At 67.4% G+C, this 18,861-nt stretch carries 15 protein-coding genes, 2 tRNA genes and 1 pseudogene; 15 read left to right on the top strand and 3 right to left on the bottom strand.

Going from position 1 to position 18,861, the window contains the following annotated elements:
• Nucleotides 1-4: 4 nt before the first annotated feature.
• A complete protein-coding gene (gene rpoD / locus JDY09_RS08825; protein WP_342455254.1) occupies nt 5-1,192 on the top strand; it encodes an RNA polymerase sigma factor RpoD in 1,188 nt (395 codons plus the stop codon).
• 62 nt (nt 1,193-1,254) lie between these two features.
• Nucleotides 1,255-1,337 (top strand) — tRNA-Tyr (locus JDY09_RS08820).
• A gap of 167 nt (nt 1,338-1,504) precedes the next feature.
• Here JDY09_RS08820 and JDY09_RS08815 read toward each other — a convergent pair.
• A tRNA-Thr gene (locus tag JDY09_RS08815) sits at nt 1,505-1,577 on the bottom strand.
• A 135-nt stretch (nt 1,578-1,712) separates the two neighbouring features.
• Between JDY09_RS08815 and rpmG the strand changes: the two genes are divergently transcribed.
• The 9 genes and pseudogenes from rpmG to JDY09_RS08770 form a co-directional block, all read left to right on the top strand.
• Nucleotides 1,713-1,877, top strand: a complete 165-nt coding sequence (gene rpmG, locus JDY09_RS08810) for a 50S ribosomal protein L33 (RefSeq protein WP_274716562.1) — start codon at nt 1,713-1,715, stop codon at nt 1,875-1,877.
• Nucleotides 1,878-1,968: 91 nt separating this feature from the next.
• Nucleotides 1,969-2,361 carry a preprotein translocase subunit SecE gene (gene secE / locus JDY09_RS08805; protein ID WP_274716561.1) on the top strand — a complete coding sequence of 131 codons (393 nt, stop codon included), beginning with the start codon at nt 1,969-1,971 and terminating at the stop codon, nt 2,359-2,361.
• An 18-nt stretch (nt 2,362-2,379) separates the two neighbouring features.
• Nucleotides 2,380-2,916, top strand: coding sequence for a transcription termination/antitermination protein NusG (nusG, locus tag JDY09_RS08800; RefSeq protein WP_274716560.1), 537 nt, complete (start codon nt 2,380-2,382; stop codon nt 2,914-2,916).
• A gap of 46 nt (nt 2,917-2,962) precedes the next feature.
• The gene (gene rplK, locus JDY09_RS08795) at nt 2,963-3,388 is read left to right on the top strand and encodes a 50S ribosomal protein L11 (protein ID WP_274716559.1); all 426 of its coding nucleotides are present in this window, start codon (nt 2,963-2,965) and stop codon (nt 3,386-3,388) included.
• Between the two features lie 2 nt (nt 3,389-3,390).
• Nucleotides 3,391-4,113 carry a 50S ribosomal protein L1 gene (gene rplA / locus JDY09_RS08790; protein WP_274716558.1) on the top strand — a complete coding sequence of 241 codons (723 nt, stop codon included), beginning with the start codon at nt 3,391-3,393 and terminating at the stop codon, nt 4,111-4,113.
• A gap of 185 nt (nt 4,114-4,298) precedes the next feature.
• On the top strand, nt 4,299-4,850 hold the full coding sequence (gene rplJ / locus JDY09_RS08785) for a 50S ribosomal protein L10 (RefSeq protein ID WP_274716557.1): 552 nt from the start codon (nt 4,299-4,301) through the stop codon (nt 4,848-4,850).
• Nucleotides 4,851-4,921: 71 nt separating this feature from the next.
• Entirely contained in the window at nt 4,922-5,308 is a 387-nt protein-coding gene (gene rplL / locus JDY09_RS08780) for a 50S ribosomal protein L7/L12 (protein WP_428837483.1), read from the top strand.
• Between the two features lie 293 nt (nt 5,309-5,601).
• Complete coding sequence (locus JDY09_RS08775) at nt 5,602-9,201, top strand: DNA-directed RNA polymerase subunit beta (RefSeq protein WP_274716555.1); 3,600 nt, start codon at nt 5,602-5,604, stop codon at nt 9,199-9,201.
• Between the two features lie 74 nt (nt 9,202-9,275).
• Nucleotides 9,276-13,136: pseudogene (locus JDY09_RS08770) on the top strand (DNA-directed RNA polymerase subunit beta'); the annotation flags it as partial.
• Nucleotides 13,137-13,399: 263 nt separating this feature from the next.
• On the opposite strand, the gene JDY09_RS08765 reads toward JDY09_RS08770, so the two are convergent.
• Nucleotides 13,400-13,894 carry an HAD domain-containing protein gene (locus JDY09_RS08765; RefSeq protein ID WP_274716553.1) on the bottom strand — a complete coding sequence of 165 codons (495 nt, stop codon included), beginning with the start codon at nt 13,892-13,894 and terminating at the stop codon, nt 13,400-13,402.
• A 144-nt stretch (nt 13,895-14,038) separates the two neighbouring features.
• Here JDY09_RS08765 and JDY09_RS08760 point away from each other — a divergent pair, with 144 nt between their 5' ends.
• The 3 genes from JDY09_RS08760 to rpsG all read left to right on the top strand — a co-directional run bounded on the left by JDY09_RS08760 (nt 14,039) and on the right by rpsG (nt 15,872).
• The gene (locus JDY09_RS08760; RefSeq protein ID WP_274716552.1) at nt 14,039-14,905 is read left to right on the top strand and encodes a hypothetical protein; all 867 of its coding nucleotides are present in this window, start codon (nt 14,039-14,041) and stop codon (nt 14,903-14,905) included.
• Between the two features lie 101 nt (nt 14,906-15,006).
• Nucleotides 15,007-15,402, top strand: a complete 396-nt coding sequence (gene rpsL, locus JDY09_RS08755) for a 30S ribosomal protein S12 (RefSeq protein WP_274716551.1) — start codon at nt 15,007-15,009, stop codon at nt 15,400-15,402.
• Nucleotides 15,402-15,872, top strand: a complete 471-nt coding sequence (rpsG, locus tag JDY09_RS08750; RefSeq protein WP_274716550.1) for a 30S ribosomal protein S7 — start codon at nt 15,402-15,404, stop codon at nt 15,870-15,872. Before rpsL ends, rpsG begins: the two co-directional genes overlap by 1 nt.
• Before the next feature lie 6 nt (nt 15,873-15,878).
• Here rpsG and JDY09_RS08745 read toward each other — a convergent pair whose 3' ends face one another.
• Nucleotides 15,879-16,469, bottom strand: coding sequence for a hypothetical protein (locus JDY09_RS08745; RefSeq protein ID WP_274716549.1), 591 nt, complete (start codon nt 16,467-16,469; stop codon nt 15,879-15,881).
• Between the two features lie 204 nt (nt 16,470-16,673).
• On the opposite strand from JDY09_RS08745, the gene fusA reads away from it, so the two are divergent.
• Nucleotides 16,674-18,806: an elongation factor G gene (gene fusA, locus JDY09_RS08740; RefSeq protein ID WP_274716548.1), complete on the top strand. Its 2,133-nt coding sequence runs from the start codon at nt 16,674-16,676 to the stop codon at nt 18,804-18,806.
• The last annotated feature ends 55 nt before the right edge of the window (nt 18,807-18,861 follow it).

Genomic DNA, 18,861 nt, shown 5'->3' with positions numbered 1-18,861 from the left:
GCCGATGCGTGTCTCGAAGGAGCGAGGGTTGGAGGACACGAACGTCGCAGTCGCGTTGCTCGACGACCAAGATCAGGCTGTCGGTCGCAGCGAGGCGCTCGCGCGGCTGCTCGCCGAGGGCCGCGAGCGCGGGTACGTAACGGCCGACGAGATCGCGGCTTGTGTCGAGGAGCTGGAAGTCGACAGCGAGTCGCTACGCGATCTGGTGGCCCACTTGCAGGACGCTGGGATCGAGGTGCTGCCGAGCGAAGACGGCGGCGACGAGCGCCTCGGCGAGCCGCTGGCCCTCGGCACAGTGCACGAGGCGCTCGTCGCCGAGAGCGGGTCGCGCGCAGAGCCGGCCGCGCTCGCGCCGGCGAGCGACGAAGCGAGCCTCGACTCCCTGCGCCTCTACCTGCGCTCGATCGGGCGCGTCGACCTGCTAACCGCCGAGCAGGAGGTCGAGCTCGCCAAGCGCATCGAGCGTGGCGACATGGCGGCCAAGCAGCACATGATCGAGGCCAATCTGCGCCTGGTCGTGTCGATCGCCAAGGGCTACCTGGGCCGTGGCCTGTCGTTCCTCGACCTCATCCAGGAGGGTTCGCTGGGTCTGATCCGTGCCGTCGAAAAGTTCGACTGGCGCCGTGGCTACAAGTTCTCGACCTACGCCACGTGGTGGATCCGCCAGGCGGTGACGCGCGCGATCGCCGACAAAGCGCGGACGATCCGCATCCCCGTGCACATGGTCGAGAAGATGAACAAGGTCAGCCAGGTCGAGCGCCAGCTCGTGCAAGAGCACGGTCGCGAGCCCACGGCCGAGGAGATCGCGGCCGAGCTTGGTTGGAGCGTCGACGACGTGCGCGAGATCCTGCGCGTCGCCCAGGCACCGGTGTCGCTCGACAAGCCTGTCGGCGAGGAGGAGGACTCGCAGCTCGGCGATTTCGTCGAAGACGAGGAGGCGCAGACGCCGTTCGAGGAGGTGTCGCGCGCGATTCGTCGCGAGAGCGTGTGGCGGGCGCTGGCCGCGCTGCCGCCGCGCGAGCGCGAGGTGCTCGAGCTTCGCTACGGATTGCGTGGCCGCCGCTCCTTGACGCTCGAAGAGGTCGGTCGCGCCTTCGGCGTCACGCGCGAGCGCATCCGCCAGATCGAGAACAACACGCTTCGCAAGCTCCAGCAGCTGCCCGAGGCGCAGGCGCTGCGCGACGCGGTTTGACTCGCGATCCGGCGGGCGCGCCGCTCGCCACGCACGTCCCTACAATCCACGTCCGCGACCGCGGGGGGGTGCCCGAGCGGTCAAAGGGACCAGACTGTAAATCTGGCGGCGTATGCCTACGCAGGTTCGAATCCTGCCCCCCCCACTGCCCGCGCCCGAGGCGTAGCTAGCGATCACTGGCACCGAGAGGCCGGGCCAGTGCCGGCGCTGTCAGCGGGGTGCAGCGCTTGGCCGTCGCGGGAGCTGCATTTCTGGGCACGTGGGGCGGCCGTTGGCGCCGCGCGTCCTTCGCGGCACGTGCCGTCAAGCGAGAGCCGCCGCCCGGACTCGAACCGGGGACCCCTTCCTTACCATGGAAGTGCTCTACCTACTGAGCTACGGCGGCGGGTTCGCGCAAGATCCGCAACGCGCAGGCTACAGATGGTAGAGACCGCAGTCGGATGCTGCCCGCCGCTAGACTGCCGTACGCTGCCGGTACGGCTGCTCGCCGTCAAGTAACCGTCCTACCGTCGTTGGAGAGATGGCCCGCGGAGAGGTTCGCATAGCGGTCACGCTCGCTTGCCAAGAGTGCAAGCGGCGCAACTACCAGACCGAGAAGAACAAGCGCAACGATCCCGACCGGATCGAGCTGCGCAAGTACTGCCGTTGGTGCGGGCGCCACACCGTGCACAAGGAAACCCGGTGAGCGGCGCGCGTACGTTCCCGAGCTGCCGCTCTGTCGAGTCCGGCGCGGCCGCGCGCCCGGTCGCGCGCGCTTAAAGGCGACGGCAGGCGACGTGGCTGGCAAGCGCGAGCGAGCGCGGGAACGTCAGGCGCAGCGGCGCGCGCGCGAGCTGGGGCTGCGCACGCAGACCGGTGACGGCGAGCGTACGGCTGCGCTGGCACGGAACCGGCCGGCCGAGAGCGCCAGGGCGGCTCGCGAAACCGCGGCAGCTGGAGGCAGCGAGCACCAGGTGTCCGGCGCCGCCGCATCACGAGCGACCGGCGGCGTCGCGCGAGTCGTACAATTCCTGCGCGAGGTCCGGGCGGAGCTCGCGCGGGTCGAGTGGCCCAACCGGGAAGCGCTGGTCAGGCTCACCGGCGTGGTGATCGCGTTTGTGATCGTCGCCGGGGCGTACCTCGGTCTCCTCGATGCCGCCTTCTCCCGCCTCGTCCGTCTCATCCTCTAGTCCGTCCGCACGAGATCAATGTTCAAGTGGTACGCCGTCAACACCTATTCCGGGCACGAGAACAAGGTCAAGGAGAACCTTGAGCACCGCGTGCGCACGCTGCGCCAGGAAGGCAATGTGCGCCAGATCGTGATCCCGACCGAGCAGGTGCAGGAGCTCAAGGGCGGGCAGAAGATCCAGAAGGAACAGCGGACGATGCCGGGCTACCTGCTTATCAACATGAGGCTCACAGACGACACCTGGCGCCTCGTGCGGCAGACCCCCGGCGTGATGGGCTTCGTCGGTGAGGTCGGTGGGCCCGGCAGCAAGCCGGTGCCGCTCACCGAGCAGGAGGTCGACCGTATCCTCAAGCGCGAGGTCATCGAACGTCCGCGCCAGCGCGCCGAGTTCAAGGTCGGCGACCAAGTCAAGGTCGTCGCGGGCCCGCTATCGGACTTCTCCGGCGAGGTCGCCGAGATCAACCCGGACGCCGGCAAGCTCAAAGTGCTCGTCTCGATCTTCGGCCGCGAGACTCCGGCCGAGGTCGGGTTCGACCAGGTCAAGAAGATCAGCTGAGGCAGCTGACCTCCGCACGTGTCGACCGTTTAACGTTTCCGCGCCCGTGGCCAAGAAGGTCCTGACAACGATCAAGCTCCAAGTTCCCGCCGGCCAAGCGAACCCGGCGCCGCCTGTCGGCCCGGCGCTCGGTCAGCACGGCGTGAACATCATGGAGTTCTGCAAAGCGTTCAACGCCCAGACGCAGCAGCAGGCGGGGACGATCATCCCGGTCGAGATCACCGTCTACGAGGATCGCTCCTTCACCTTTATCACCAAGACGCCGCCCGCGGCTGTTTTGATCAAGCAGGCTGTGGGAATCGACAAGGGGTCGGGCGAACCGAACCGCAACAAGGTCGGTCGCATCACCCGCGAGCAGCTGCGCAAGATCGCCGAGCAGAAGCTTCCCGATTTGAACGCCAACGATCTCGATCAGGCCGAGAAGATCATCGCCGGCACGGCGCGGTCGATGGGAGTGGAGGTGGTCGACTAGCGATGCCCAAGCACGGCAAGCGCTACCGCCGCAATCTCGAACTGGTCGACCGCGAACGGCTCTACCAGCCGGCCGAAGCGGTGTCGTTGCTCAAGCGCTTCGAGCCGGCGCGTTTCGACGAAACCGTCGAGGTAGCTGTGCGCACCGGCCTCAACGTCCGTCATGCCGATCAGCAACTCCGCGGCACCGTCGCCTTGCCGCACGGGCTCGGTCGCGAGGTGTCGGTCGCAGTTTTCGCCAAAGGCGATGCCGCTAAGGAGGCCGAAGAGGCAGGCGCCGACATCGTCGGTGCCGAGGATCTCGTCGAGCGCGTGCAGGGCGGCTTCACCGACTTCGATGTGGCGATTGCCACGCCCGACATGATGCCTCTGGTGGGGCGGCTCGGTCGCATCCTCGGCCCGCAGGGCAAGATGCCCAACCCGCGCGTTGGAACGGTGACGACGGAGGTGGGCAAGGCGGTCGCCGACGCCAAGGCCGGCAAGATCGAGTACCGCACCGACCGCTCGGGGATCGTCCACGTGCCGATCGGCAAGCTCAGTTTCGACGAGCGCGCGCTGCTCGAGAACTACGCCGCGGTCATCGAGGAGATCGTCCGCGCCAAGCCGGCCGCCGCCAAGGGGCGCTATATCCGCTCGATCACGATCGCACCGACGATGGGTCCCGGTATCAAGGTCGACCCCGCGCGCACGCGCGACATCGTCGAGGAGGTGGCGCAAGCGGCGTAGCACTGTCGCCAGCGCAGGCCGCGATCTTGCGGCCGCTCGCCGAAGACCCCCGGCGTTTCGCGTGCAGCGAGAGGAAGTCCGGGGCAGGCGGGTCCGAGCGAAGCCGGGCGTGACGCTCCAGTGCGCCCCGATCCGCGACGGCCCGCCAGTGGCGGGCCGCGACGCTTCAACGGGGAGGTATCGAGATGGGGCTCACGCGAGAGGACAAGGAAAAGATCGTCGCCGAGGTAGCCGAGCAGCTGGCCGAAAGCCAGGCCGTGTTCGCCGTCGACTACCGCGGTATCACGGTCGCGCAGGCCCAGGAACTGCGCACCAAGCTCGCCGAGGCGGGTGCACGCTTCCGCGTGACCAAGAACACGCTCGCCCGCTTGGCGTCCGACCGTGCCGGGCGCGAGGAACTCAAGTCGGTTCTCGAAGGTCCGACGGCGCTGACGTTCGTCAGTCCCGACGGCGACCCGGTGCTCGCTGCCAAGGCGATCGCTGCGTTCCGCCGTGAGCACGAGCTGCTCGAGCCGAAGGGCGGGTTGCTCGGGGAGACCGCCGTCGATGCCGACGAGATCAAGCGGCTGGCGGCGCTACCCGCACGCGACCAGTTGATCGGACAGCTTGTCGGGCTTGTGGCGATGCCGCTGACGGGCGTGGCGCGCAGCCTCGGCCAGCTCGTCGGCGGGCTCGCCATCCAGCTCGAGCAGATCCGCGAGCGCGGCCTTGTCGGCGGCGAGGAGCAAAGCGGGTGAGCTGAGCGAGCGAAAGCTCGAGGGTTTCGAACTACCGCAGACAGGAGGACAGAGAGACGATGGCCAAAAAGCTGACTACCGAGGAGTGGATCGAGGAGCTCAAGAGCATTTCCGTTCTGGAGCTTGCCGAGCGGATCAAGGCGCTCGAGGAGGAGTTCGGCGTGTCGGCGACGGCGGTCGCAGCCGCGGCACCGGTGGCCGCGGCCGGTGCTGGCGGTGGCGACGGCGCTGCCGCAGAGGAGGAGCCGTCGACGGTCGACGTGATCCTGGCCAACGCCGGCGACAAGAAGATCCAGGTGATCAAGGTCGTGCGCGCGGCCACGGGGCTCGGACTGAAGGAGGCCAAGGCGCTGGTCGACGAGGCGCCGAAGCCGGTCAAAGAGGGCGTGGACCGCGAGGAGGCCGAGAAGCTCAAGAAGGAGCTCGAGGAGGCCGGCGCCACCGTCGAGCTCAAGTAAGCCGGCGCGCCTCGTCGGCGGTGTCTTCCGGCGTGCGGGCGTGATCGCGCCCGCACGCCCGTCGGCGCGCTACTCTTTGGCACGGCCTATAGCCGTAGCCGTTCCGACAAGGCGTGATCGACGTAACGCCGCGGACGGGGTCCGTGATGGCCACCGGGCTGATCGCCCGGTGCGGTTCCCCTTGCAGTCGGAGCCGCCAACGTGATAATCTCGCCGGTCGCGCTGTGCGCCCGCGCTTCTGTCGTCCGCAAGTCGCAGTCGGCCTCTAACAGACCTCGGAGGGATACGTCGCTTTGCCAGCCGCAAACGCCACTCGCGTACGTCGTAGCTTCTCCCGCCTCGACCACACCCTCGAGCCCCCGAACCTGATCGACATCCAGCGCCGCTCGTTCGAGTGGCTCGTCGATCCCGAGAACGGCGGTTTGCGCGAGGTGATCGACGAGATCTCGCCGATCGAGGACTACACGGGCAACCTCGCGATCGTCTTCGAAGAGTTCGAGTTCGGGCCGCCGAACGCCTCGATCGCCGAGTGTCGCGAGCGCGACCTCACCTATTCGCGTCCGCTCAACGTGCAGGTCGCCTTCCAGAATCGCGAGACCGGTGAGATCCGCCAGCAGTCGGTGTTCATGGGTGATTTCCCGTGGATGACCGACTGGGGCACCTTCATCATCAACGGCACCGAGCGTGTCATCGTCACGCAGCTCGTGCGCTCGCCGGGCGCCTACGTGATGGAGCCCAAGGACCGCGAGAAGCAGGTCTTCGTCGCGAACCTGATGCCGCAGCGCGGTTCCTGGCTCGAGGTCGAGATCGACAAGAAGGGCCGGGTCTACGCCCGTATCGACCGCAAACGCAAGCTTCCGATCACCGTCCTGCTGCGGGCGATGGGCCGCTACCTGCGCGAGGACTTCCCCGGCTGGACGGGCTCGGACGAAGACATCCTGCGCCTCTTCGACAACTCGCTCTACATCCGCCTCACGCTCGAGGCCGACACCGACGTGACGAAGACCGAGGACGGCGCCCTCATCGAGCTCTTCCGCAAGCAGCGGCCGGGCGAGCCGCCCTCGCTGGAAGCGGCACGCAACCTGCTTCACGGTCTGTTTTTCGACCCCAAGCGCTACGACCTGACGCGTGTCGGTCGTTACAAGTTGAACGCGCGTCTGCACCTCGACGAGCCGCTCGACACGCGCGTTCTTACGACGCGTGACATCGTCGCTCTCGTCAAAGAGCTCGTCAGCCTGCCGCGCGACCTCGGTATTCCCGAATCGGGCCTCGACGAGAACGGCGAGCCGATCAAGGACTTCGCGCTCGAGGCGCAGTCGCTGCCGCACGAACCGATCGCCGACCGACTCGACGAGTACGAGCACTTCGGCAACCGCCGCGTGCGCACCGTCGGTGAGCTCATCCAGGACGCCTTCCACACCGGTCTCTACCGGATGGAGCGCAACGTGCGCGAGCGGCTCTCGACCGAGGACGCCGACGCGATCACTCCCCAGTCGATCATCAACATCCGGCCGGTGGTCGGTGCGATCAAGGAGTTCTTCGGCTCGCACCAGCTGAGCCAGTTCATGGACCAGACGAACTCGCTCGCTGGGCTTACGCACCGCCGCCGCCTGTCGGCGCTCGGTTCCGGCGGCCTGACGCGCGAGCGGGCGCCGATCGAGGTTCGCGACGTGCACCCCACGCACTACGGTCGGATGTGCCCGATCGAGACCCCCGAGGGTCCCAACATCGGTCTCATCGGGTCGCTGTCGACCTACGCCCAGGTTTCCGAGTTCGGGTTCGTCACCACGCCCTACCGCGTCGTGCGCGACGGTGTGGTGACCGACGAGATCGTCCACCTCGACGCCACCCAGGAAGAGGACAAGGTCATCGCCCAGGCGAACGCGCCGATCGATCCCAAGACGCGCAAGCTCAAGGGGCCGTTCGTCGAGTGCCGCTCGCGCGACGGCGAGCTTGTCCTCGCCGAGCCGGGCGACGTTGACCTGATGGACGTCTCGCCCAACCAGATCTGGTCGGTGTCGACGTCGCTGATTCCCTTCCTCGAGCACGACGACGCCAACCGGGCGCTGATGGGCTCGAACATGCAGCGGCAGGCGGTACCGCTGCTGCGCACCGAGCCGCCGCTGATCGGCACCGGCATGGAGCGACGGGCGGCGATCGACTCGGGCGACGTGGTGCTCGCGCGCCGATCCGGAACTGTCACCTACGTCGATGCCGAGCGGATCGTGGTCGAGGCCGACGAGGGCGGCACCGACGAGTACTTGTTGCACAAGTTCATGCGTTCCAACCAGGGAACGCTGATTCACCAGAAGCCGATCGTCGAGACCGGCCAGAAGGTCGGCGAAGGCGATGTCCTCGCTGACGGGTCGTCGACGAGTCAGGGCGAGCTAGCGCTCGGCAAGAACGTCCTCGTCGCCTTCATGTCGTGGGAGGGCTACAACTTCGAGGACGCGATCATCATCTCCGAGCGCCTCGTCAAGGAGGACATCCTCACCTCGATTCACATCGAGGAGTACGAGGTCGAGGCGCGCAACACGAAGCTCGGCGACGAGGAGATCACGCGCGACATCCCCAACCGCTCCGAGGAGTCGCTGCGCAACCTCGACGAGCGCGGCATCGTCCGCATCGGTGCCGAGGTCGGGTCCGGTGATCTGCTGGTCGGCAAAGTGACGCCCAAGGGCGAGACCGAGCTGACCGCCGAAGAGAAGCTGATTCGCGCGATCTTCAAGGAAAAGGCGCGCGAGGTGCGCGACACGTCGCTGAAGGTGCCGCACGGCGAGGGCGGCGTCGTCATCGACGTCAAGGTGTTCTCGCGCGACAACAACGAGGAGCTGCCGCCCGGCGTCAACGAGCTCGTGCGCGTCTACGTCGCCAAGAAGCGCAAGATCGCCGAGGGCGACAAGCTCGCCGGACGCCACGGCAACAAGGGCGTGATCGCCAAGATCGTGCCCGAGGCAGACATGCCCTTCCTTGAGGACGGCACGCCGGTCGACATCATTCTCAACCCCCTGGGCGTGCCGAGCCGCATGAACCTCGGCCAGATCCTCGAGACCCACCTCGGCTGGGTTGCCGCAAACGGCTGGTACGACGACGGCTCCGAGGCTTACAAACACGCCCAGCAGAACGGCGGCCGCGTCTACGTCGCGACTCCTGTCTTCGACGGTGCCACCGTCGAAGACGTCGACGAGGCGCTCTGCCGCTGGGCGGAGGAGCACGGCGACAAGCGCGGCATCCACCTCGACGTCGACCCGAAGGCGCGGCCCGGCATGCGCTGCTCCGGCAAGGTGACCCTCTACAACGGCCGCACCGGCGAGCCGTTCGAAGAGAAGGTCACCGTCGGCTACATGTACATCCTCAAGCTGCTGCACCTCGTCGACGACAAGATCCACGCCCGCAGCACCGGGCCATATTCGCTCGTCACGCAGCAGCCGCTCGGCGGCAAGGCGCAGTTCGGCGGTCAGCGCTTCGGCGAGATGGAGGTGTGGGCTCTCGAGGCGTACGGCTCGGCCTACACGCTCCAAGAGATGCTCACGATCAAGTCCGACGACACGGTCGGGCGGGTCAAGGCGTACGAGGCGATAGTCAAGGGCGAAAACATCCCCGAGCCGTCGGTGCCGGAGTCGTTCCAAGTGCTTCTGCGCGAGATGAAGGCCCTGGCACTCGACGTCGAGCCGCTCAGCGAAGAGGGCGATGGCCTCGAAATGCAAGAGGAAGAAGACGACCTCTTGCGCGCGGCCGAAGAGCTCGGCATCGATCTGTCGGGTACGCGGGCGCGGGACGACGAGGCTGCCGACGAGGCCGAAGAGCAGATCGAGCTCGAGGGCGAGGGCGGCCAGACCGGCGACGAGGAGCCGATCGAGCAGGACGCCCAGTTCGTCGAGGGCGAGTCCTAGCGAGCGGCCGGCTAACGGCTGTGTCGCCTGCGGCAACAGGTGTCTAGCGCGAGCAGCGAGGAGCCCAGGAGCAAGTGATCGACATCAACAACTGCGACGCCATCAAGATCGGTCTCGCCTCTTCGAAGAAGATCCGCCAGTGGTCCTACGGCGAGGTCACCAAGCCCGAGACCATCAACTACCGCACGCTCAAGCCCGAGCGCGACGGGCTGTTCTGCGAGCGGATCTTCGGGCCCACCAAAGACTGGGAGTGCTCGTGCGGTAAGTACAAGCGCGTCCGCTACAAGGGAATCGAGTGCGAGCGCTGCGGGGTCGAGGTCACGCGCGCAAAGGTGAGGCGCGAGCGGATGGGCCACATCGAGCTCGCCGCGCCCGTCTCGCACATTTGGTTCTTCAAGGGCGTCCCGAGCCGCATCGGCTACCTCCTCGACATCGCGCCTAAGGAGCTCGAGAAGGTTCTCTACTTCGCCGCCTCGATCGTCACCTGGGTCGACGAGGAAGCGCGCCAGAAGGACCTGCCCAAGCTCGAGAAGGAGGTGCAGGCGCAGCTCGAGGCGTACGAGGCGGAGCTCGCCGAGCGCATCCAAGAGCTCGAGGAGTCGCTCGAGCGGCGCCTCGAGTACCTGCGCACCGGTTCGCAGGAAGGGTTCTCGGACGAGGACCTGCTCTGGCTCGACACGCTCGACGTCAAGGTCCAGAAACTCAGCGATGAAGAGCGCGCGAAGCTCGAGCGGGAAGTTCGCAAGCAGATCGAGACCGAGATCCAGGACACCAAGAACTACCTAGAGGACGCCGCCGAGCGGCTGCGGCAGGTCTGGGAGCTGTTCCAGGAGCTCGAGCCGAAGCAGATCATCCCCGACGAGACGATCTTCCGCGAGCTCAAGGAGCGCTTCGGATCGCCCTACGGCTGGGGCGAGTACTTCCGCGGCGGAATGGGCGCCGAGGCCGTGCGCGATCTGCTCCAGCAGGTCGATCTCGAGAAGCTGCGTGACGAGCTCGAGGAGGAGATCCGCACCTCCAAGGGCCAAAAGCAGAGCCGCGCGGTGAAGCGCCTGAAGGTCGTCTCGGCGTTCCTGAACTCGGACAACAAGCCCGAGTACATGATCCTCGAGGCGATTCCCGTGCTGCCTCCCGAGCTGCGGCCGATGGTGCAGCTCGACGGCGGTCGTTTCGCCACCTCCGACCTCAACGACCTCTACCGCCGCGTCATCAACCGCAACAACCGCCTCAAGCGGCTGCTCGACCTCGGCGCCCCCGAGATCATCGTCAACAACGAGAAGCGGATGCTGCAAGAGGCGGTCGACGCCCTGTTCGACAACGGTCGTCGCGGGCGTCCCGTCACCGGTCCTGGCAACCGGGCGCTCAAGTCCTTGAGCGACATGCTCAAGGGCAAGCAGGGACGCTTCCGCCAGAACCTACTCGGCAAGCGCGTCGATTACTCGGGGCGTTCGGTAATCGTCGCCGGCCCCGACCTCAAGATCTGGCAGTGCGGCCTCCCGAAGTTGATGGCGCTCGAGCTCTTCAAGCCGTTCGTGATGGCGCGGCTCGTCGAGCGTCGAGCGGTGCAGAACATCAAAGCCGCGAAGAAACTCGTCGACGCGATGGTTCCCGAGGTGTGGGACGTCCTCGAGGAGGTGATCCACCAGCACCCCGTCCTGCTCAACCGGGCGCCAACGCTCCACCGGCTCGGTGTGCAGGCGTTCGAGCCGGTGCTGGTCGAGGGCAAGGCGATCCAGGTCCACCCGCTCGTCTGCCAGGCCTTCAACGCCGACTTCGACGGCGACCAGATGGCCGTTCACGTGCCGCTGTCGGCGGAGGCGCAGGCCGAGGCGCGCATCCTCATGCTCTCGGCCAACAACATCCTCTCGCCCGCGCACGGTGCGCCGCTGGCGACGCCGACGCAGGACATGGTGCTCGGCAGCTACTACCTCACCTACGGGCCGACCGAGGACGAGCTGCGGGGGCTGGAAGAGGAGCTGTTCGCCGGCAAGTGGGACGAGAAGAAGCGCGGTCCGCGGCCGCACGTTTTCCGTTCCGCCCAGGAGGCTGAACTCGCTTACGAGGCCGGCGTGGTCACGCTTCACGACCTCGCCGAGTACCGGCAGCGCCACCGCGGCCACCACGTCCTCACGACCGTGGGGCGCATCATCTTCAACGAACGCATCGAGCGTGCGCTCGAGGAGACGCTCGAAGACGAGTTCGATCCCGACAGCTACGAGTTCGTCAACCGACCGCTGCGCAAGAAGGACCTCGCCGCGGTCGTCGAGCGGCTCGTCGACCAGCACGGTCCCTACGCGACGGCGCTGGTGCTCGACTCCTTCAAGGAGCTCGGGTTCCACTTCGCGACGCAGGCCGGCGTCACGATCTCGAAGAACGACTGCGACGTACCGCCGGAGAAGGGCGAGATCCTCGAGCGCTTCGAGCGCGAGGTGCAAGAGATCGAGAACCAGTACGAGCTCGGCCTGATCTCGCAGCAGGAGCGCCACGAGGCGGTGATCGAGAAGTGGACGCAGGCCACCGAGGAGGTCGGCCAGGCGATGGAGCGCCACCTCGACCCCCTCAACCCGATCTACATGATGGCCAACTCCGGTGCGCGTGGCTCGTTCAAGCAGATCCGCCAGCTCGCCGGCATGCGCGGCCTCATGGCCAATCCGAAGGGCGAGATCATCGAGCGGCCGATCAAGTCCAATTTCCTCGAGGGCCTCTCGGTGCTGGAGTACTTCATCTCCACGCACGGCGCTCGCAAGGGTCTCGCTGACACCGCGCTGCGCACCGCCGACTCCGGCTACCTCACGCGGCGCCTCGTGGACGTTGCGCAGGACGTGATCGTCCGCGAGGAGGACTGCGGCACCGACGAGTTCATCGAGGTGCCGTTGCGCGGCGAGGACGGCGAGCTCAACATCAGCCTGCCCGGCCGCTACGCCGCCAAGGACATCAAGCTCGGCAAGAAGGGCAGCGTGCTCGTGAAGGCCGGCGAGCTGATCACCAAGGCGCACGCACGCCAGCTCGCCGAGGCGTACGCCGACGAGAACCCGACCTTCCCGGTGCGGTCGGTACTCAAGTGCCGTACCCGCCAGGGTGTCTGCCAGCGCTGCTACGGCGTCGCCCCAGCGACCGGCAAGGTCGTGGCAGTCGGTGACGCGGTCGGCATCATCGCTGCCCAGTCGATCGGCGAGCCCGGTACGCAGCTGACGCTGCGGACTTTCCACACCGGTGGTGTCGCCGGTGCAGACATCACCCAGGGTCTGCCGCGCGTCGTCGAACTTTTCGAGGCGCGCAAGCCCAAGGGGATGGCCGAGGTCGCGAAGGTCGACGGCACGGTCGCGATCGAGGAGACCGAGCGCGGTCTGCGGCTGATCGTGACCGACGCCAAGGGCAACGAGCACGCGTACACGTTCCCGCAGCGCACACGCCTGCTGGTCGAGAACGGCCAGAAGGTGCGCCGCGGCCAGCCGCTTAACGAGGGTTCGATCAACCCCCACGACCTGCTCGAAACGCAGGGACGCACGGCGGCCGAGCTGTACCTCGTCGACGAGGTGCAAAAGGTCTACCGCTCGCAGGGCGTCGACATCAACGACAAGCACATCGAGATCATCATCCGCCAGATGATGAAGAAGGTCCGGATCGAGCAGAAGGGCGATTCGGACTACCTCCCCGGGCAGTTCGTCGACCGGCTCGAGGTGCTCGAGACGAACGAGCGACTGCGAGCGGAGGGCAAAGAGCCGGCCGAGTACGAGGAGGTCATCCTCGGCATCACCAAGGCGTCGCTCGCGACCGAGTCGTGGCTCTCGGCCGCGTCGTTCCAGGAGACGACGAAGGTCCTCACCGACGCTGCTCTTGAGGGCAAGGTCGACCGGCTGCAGGGGCTCAAGGAGAACGTCATCATCGGCAAGCTGATCCCCGCTGCCACCGGCTTGCGGCGCTACCGGCGAGTCGAGGTGGAGCCTGCCGAACCGGTGCGGCGCGCCGAGGACGAGCTCGGTGTGTTCGAAGACAGCGACCTCGCTGCCGAGCTCGGCCTGACCGACGGCGAGATCGAGGGTTTCGGTCTCGGCAACGGTAGTGACGCCGTGCCTTTCGGCGAGGAGATCGCCGATCTCGGCGGGCAGGGCGAGGACAGCGACTCGTAGGGGCGCCGGCGCGGCGCACAGCGGTAGCCCGCACTAGTTCGTGCACCGCGCGCCCGTGGCGGCGTGCGCTAGCGGACGAGCGTGCCTGCCCAAGCGAGCAGCTCGCGAGTGTGGTCGGGCGTGAGCCCGATCGCGGGCTCGGTCGCGACGAGCAGCGTCGGTGCCGGGCGTTCGCGCGCCCAGGTCCAGCAGGTGCGGTCGAGGTTGTCGTCGATCCACGCGAGCGGGCGGCCGCCGGCGAACCGTTCGATCGCGTTCAGCTTCCAGTGCGCCCCTCCGGGTCGCGGCGCGCCGTCGAACCGCACCACGGGCAGTTCGCGCCACGGCAGCTCGAGGAGACGGGGCAGATACTCGTTGGCCTTCTCTTCCCAACCGGTCGCCCACACAAGGTCGAAAGCCTCGGACAGGCGCACGAGCTCGCGTCCGGCGCGGCGGGAGAGAACGTGGAGGACCCCGTCGACCCATGCCGGCACCCCCGGAAGCGCGCCGTTCGCTTCGAAACCGAACAGGCTGATGACGCCGTCCACGTCGACAAACAACAGCGGTCGGCGGCGTTCGCTCACGGCTGCAGAGGGTTTGCGCGAGTCGGCGGATTTACGACCGCTGCCCGGTCGTGTTCAGCGTGCAGGCTCGCGCGCCGATAGCTCGAAAGGCCAGGGAGCGCCTGGGCGCCAGCGAAGCGACTCAAGGACGGGACGTAACTAGGCATGGAGCTAGAGATCGGAATTTTGCTCGCACTCGCCTGTGCGGTGGTCACGAACGTCGCCTTCTTGCTCAAGCACCGTGGCGCCGTCGCGGCACCGCCGGTCGCCTTCCGCCACCCCTTGCGCAGCGCTATCGGTCTCTTCCGCTCGCGCTGGTTCACGATCGGCATGCTCGTCGCTGCGAGCGCCTGGGTCCTGCACGTCGCGGCGCTCGCGCTCGCCCCGCTCTCGGTGGTGCAGGCGGTCCTGGCGGGGGGCATCGCCCTCATCGCCGTGCTAGCCGAGCGCTGGTTCGGTCACGAGGTGGGGCGCCGCCAGTGGCTCGGGGTCGGTCTCACGGCGATCGGGCTGGTCCTGCTGGCGGTGACAGCGCCGGCCGCCCAAACATCGGGACACCGCTACTCGGCTCTGGCCATGGCGGTTTTCGAAGGCTCGCTGCTCGCCGCCGGTCTCGCACTCGCGCTCGCTCCGGGGGTCCGTCAGCATCGTCACGCCGGGAGCGCGCTGGGCGTTTCGGCAGGGGTTCTGTTCGGAGTCTCCGACGTTGCTCTCAAGGCTCTCGCCACAAGCTTCGCCGTCGCCGGTCCGGCCGGCCTCGTCTCGCCGTGGCTCGCGAGCGCCGCCCTCGCTTCCGTTGCGGGCTTCTACGCATCCGCTCGCGGTTTGCAGACCGGCGACGCGGTCGGCGTGATCACCCTCACCAGCGCCGGCGCCAACGTTAGTGCCATCGCCGGTGGCCTGATCGTCTTCGGCGAGCCTCTTCCAACGGATCCGGCCGCGCTCGCCGCACAGATCTTCGCCTTCGTCGCTTTGGTAGTGGCGGCGGTGCTGCTGCCGGCACCTCTGCGCGCCGCACGTCCGGCCGCGTAGCGCGCCGAGAGCGCCCCACGCCCCTTGCTGCGCAGGTTCCTCGGCGCCTTTCACGCGATGGAGATCGCCGCGGGCAAGCCGCTGCTACCATCACGCGCCGCATGCCGACGATCAACCAGCTAGTGCGCAAAGGGCGCGAACGCAAGCGCGAGAAGGTTTCGACCCCGGGCCTCAAGGCGGGTAGCGGCACGCGCAACCGTGTCGCTTCGCCGCAGCGGCGTGGTGTGTGCACGCGTGTGTACACCGTCACGCCGAAGAAGCCGAACTCGGCGCTGCGCAAGGTAGCCCGCGTGCGGTTGACGAACGGCATGGAAGTGACCGCCTACATCCCCGGAGAGGGGCACAACCTCCAGGAGCACTCGGTCGTGCTCGTTCGTGGTGGTCGTGTCAAGGACCTTCCGGGTGTGCGCTACAAGATCATCCGCGGCACGCTCGACGCTGCGGGCGTTTCCGATCGCAAGAAGGCGCGCTCCCGCTACGGGGCTAAGGCCAAGTAATGCCACGCCGCGCTTCGCCCCCGCCGCGCCCGATCGAGCCCGACCCTGTTTACGGGTCGCGGCTTGTGCAGCAGCTCATCAACAAGGTGATGCGCGACGGCAAGAAGTCGCTCGCCGAGCGCATCGTCTACCGCGCGCTCGAGCTCGCAGCTGAGCGCTCCGGCCAAGAGCCGGTCGAGGCGCTCGAGCGGGCGATAAAAGAGCTGACACCTGTGCTCGAGGTGCGCTCGCGCCGTGTCGGCGGGGCCACTTATCAGGTGCCGGTCGAGGTTCCGCCGCGGCGTGCGCGCACGCTCGCTGTGCGTTGGCTCGTCCAGTTCGCGCGCCAACGGCGCGAGAAGTCGATGATCGAGCGTCTCGCCAACGAGATCCTCGACGCCCAGCAGCAGCAGGGCGGCGCCTACAAGCGCAAGGACGACATCTTCCGCATGGCGCAGGCCAACAAGGCCTTCGCCCACTACCGCTGGTAGTTCGCACTAGCCGTTGCTGCCCTCGCCTTCCGGCGCGGCGCTTTCCCCTTGCGCGGAAGGTCGGGCCGGTCGGTCTTGGCGTGCGGTGGGCGCGAGTCGACCGCGCTCTCCCGTCCAGCGCAGGGCCAACACGCCGCACGTAGCGAGGCTCACAGCCGCCACGAGCTCCACCCAGAAGCCCACCGCCGCGCGGCCCTCGGCACTCTCGTAGTTGGCGCCGATCGCGCCGCTCGAGCGTGCCTCGGGTAAGTCGATCGCGAGAACTACAACAAGGGCCGCTAACCCCAGCACCACAAGTGCTGCCCCCGCCGGCCGGCTGCGGCCGACCAACGCACCGAAACCCATCGCCGCGGCTGCCGCTGCCAAGAGCAGGAAAGCGCCGCCGTGCTGCTCGAAGCCGCTCACCACACAGCGATCGGCAAGGGCCGGATCGGCGTCGTTGATCACCTCGCAGCTGCCGCCAGCGAGCACCACCTTCGCTACCGGCAGAACCTCGACGAGCGCGAGCGCAAGCGCGGCCAGCAGCGTCGCGACGAGCAGCGCTGCGGCTATCGGGTCCTGGCGCGCAAGCGCGCGTGCACGGGCGGGGAGAGCCACCGTTCCTTTGCTACCATCCCCCGCCGTCGTGGCGGACAGTGACGTGTCTTCCGCGCGGTCCGCCAACGCGCCTACCGGGTTCCAGGTCGCCGCAATGGAGTCGCCAGCGAGATAGTCATCGTCCGGGCGATCGCGCCTTGCAGGACCGGGCCCGGATCGCCGGGCCTTTTTTCTGCCCCGCTATCGCAGATCGAGTAACGAACCATGGCACGCAAAGTACCGCTCGAGAGGACGCGCAACATCGGCATCATGGCGCACATCGATGCCGGTAAGACGACGACGACCGAGCGCATCCTGTTCTACACCGGTCGCACCCACAAGTTGGGCGAGGTGCACGAAGGCGCGGCGACCATGGACTGGATGGAGCAGGAGCAGGAGCGCGGCATCACCATCACGTCGGCCGCGACGACAGCCTTCTGGAAGGACCATCGCATCAACATCATCGACACGCCCGGCCACGTCGACTTCACCGTCGAGGTCGAGCGCTCGCTGCGCGTGCTCGACGGGGCGATCGCCGTCTTCGACGCGGTAGCCGGTGTGGAGCCACAGTCCGAGACGGTCTGGCGCCAGGCTGACAGGTACCGCGTTCCGCGGATCGCGTTCATCAACAAGATGGACCGCGTCGGCGCCAACTTCGACGCCTCGGTGCAGTCGATGGTCGATCGCCTCGGTGCGCGCCCCGTGCCGGTGCAGCTGCCGCTCGGCGCCGAGGCTGACTTCCAGGGCGTGATCGATCTGATCACGATGCGCGCGATCGTCTGGCGCGACGAGCTCGGCCGCGAATGGGGCGAAGAAGACATCCCTGCCGAATACCTCGAGCGCGCGCAGGAGGCCCGCACGCAGCTCATCGAAGCCGTCGCCGAGTACGACGACGAGCTGATGGAGGACTACCTCGAGGAGCGCCCGATCGAGCCCGAGCGTCTCAAGGCCGACCTGCGCAAGGCGACGCTCGATTTCCACGGCGGCGAGCGCCCGCCGCTCACCCCGGTGCTCTGCGGCGCGGCCTTCAAGAACAAGGGCATTCAGCCGCTGCTCGATGCCGTCATCGACTACCTGCCGAGTCCGCTCGACATCCCGCCGGTCAGCGGCGTCGTGCCGGGTTCGGCCGGAGACGACGGCGAGGAGCGCGTCGAAGAGCGCGCAGCCAGCGACGACGCGCCCTTCGCGGCGCTCGCCTTCAAGGTGATGTCCGACCCCTTCGTCGGCAAGCTCACCTACTTCCGCGTCTACTCGGGAACTCTGCAGGCGGGATCCAAGGTCTTGAACGCGACCACCGGTCGCACCGAGCGGATCGGTCGGCTGTTGATGATGCACGCCAACCACCGCGAGGAACAGGACGAGGTCTACGCCGGGGACATCGCTGCTGCAGTCGGTCTCAAGCAGACCTCCACCGGCGACACCTTGTGCGACCCGCAGCACCCGATCGTGCTCGAGACGATGCAGTTCCCCGAGCCGGTCGTGCACCTCTCGATCGAGCCGAAGACCAAGGCCGATCAAGAGAAGCTGTCGGTCGGTCTGTCGCGCTTGGCCGAGGAAGATCCGACTTTCCGGGTCCGTACCGACGAGGAGACCGGGCAGACGGTGATCTCCGGCATGGGCGAGCTGCACCTGGAGGTGATCGTCGATCGCCTGCGCCGCGAGTTCAACGTCGACGCCAACGTCGGGCGCCCGCAGGTCGCCTACCGCGAGACGATCAAGGGCTCGGCCAACCGCGTCGAGGGCAAGTTCATCCGCCAGACCGGCGGTGCCGGTCAGTACGGCGTCGTCTACATCGACATCGAGCCGGCGCCGGGCGAAGGTTTCGACTTCGTCAACGAAGTGAAAGGCGGGGCCGTGCCCTCCGAGTTCATACCCGCTGTCGAGCAGGGGATCGAGGAGGCGATGGCGTCCGGTGTGCTGGCCGGCTATCCCGTCCAGGACGTGCGCGTGCGGCTCGTCGACGGCAAGTCGCACGAGGTCGACTCGAGCGAAATGGCGTTCAAGATCGCTGGCTCGCTCGCCTTCAAGGACGCCGCGAAGCGCGCCAACCCCGTGCTCCTCGAGCCGATCATGTCGGTCGAAGTCGTCACCCCGCAAGAGTTCGTCGGCGACGTCATCGGCGACCTATCGCGACGGCGCGGCCGGGTCGAATCGCAGGAGCAGCGTGGTAACGCGATCGCCGTGCGAGCCAGCGTACCGCTGGCCGAGATGTTCGGTTACGCCACCGATCTGCGGTCGATGACGCAGGGCCGTGCGAACTACACGATGCAGTTCAGCCGCTACGAGGAGGTCCCGCCGCAAATCGCCCGCGAGATCATCGAGAGTCGGTCGGGCGAGCCGGTAGGAGCAGCCGGGTAACGGGTATGTTTCACGCGCTGGCCGAGCGTCGCCCTGAAAGTGCTTAAACGAGAGC

This window comes from Thermoleophilum album, assembly GCF_028867705.1.
Classification (GTDB): domain Bacteria; phylum Actinomycetota; class Thermoleophilia; order Solirubrobacterales; family Thermoleophilaceae; genus Thermoleophilum.
This window is presented reverse-complemented; position numbering and strand designations above follow the sequence as displayed.

Coding starts and splice junctions, on each gene's coding strand:
- rpoD (WP_342455254.1), top strand. CDS start 5: ATGCGTGTCTCGAAGGAGCGAGGGTTGGAGGACACGAACGTCGCAGTC.
- rpmG (WP_274716562.1), top strand. CDS start 1,713: ATGGCCCGCGGAGAGGTTCGCATAGCGGTCACGCTCGCTTGCCAAGAG.
- nusG (WP_274716560.1), top strand. CDS start 2,380: ATGTTCAAGTGGTACGCCGTCAACACCTATTCCGGGCACGAGAACAAG.
- rplA (WP_274716558.1), top strand. CDS start 3,391: ATGCCCAAGCACGGCAAGCGCTACCGCCGCAATCTCGAACTGGTCGAC.
- rplJ (WP_274716557.1), top strand. CDS start 4,299: ATGGGGCTCACGCGAGAGGACAAGGAAAAGATCGTCGCCGAGGTAGCC.
- JDY09_RS08760 (WP_274716552.1), top strand. CDS start 14,039: ATGGAGCTAGAGATCGGAATTTTGCTCGCACTCGCCTGTGCGGTGGTC.
- rpsL (WP_274716551.1), top strand. CDS start 15,007: ATGCCGACGATCAACCAGCTAGTGCGCAAAGGGCGCGAACGCAAGCGC.
- rpsG (WP_274716550.1), top strand. CDS start 15,402: ATGCCACGCCGCGCTTCGCCCCCGCCGCGCCCGATCGAGCCCGACCCT.
- fusA (WP_274716548.1), top strand. CDS start 16,674: ATGGCACGCAAAGTACCGCTCGAGAGGACGCGCAACATCGGCATCATG.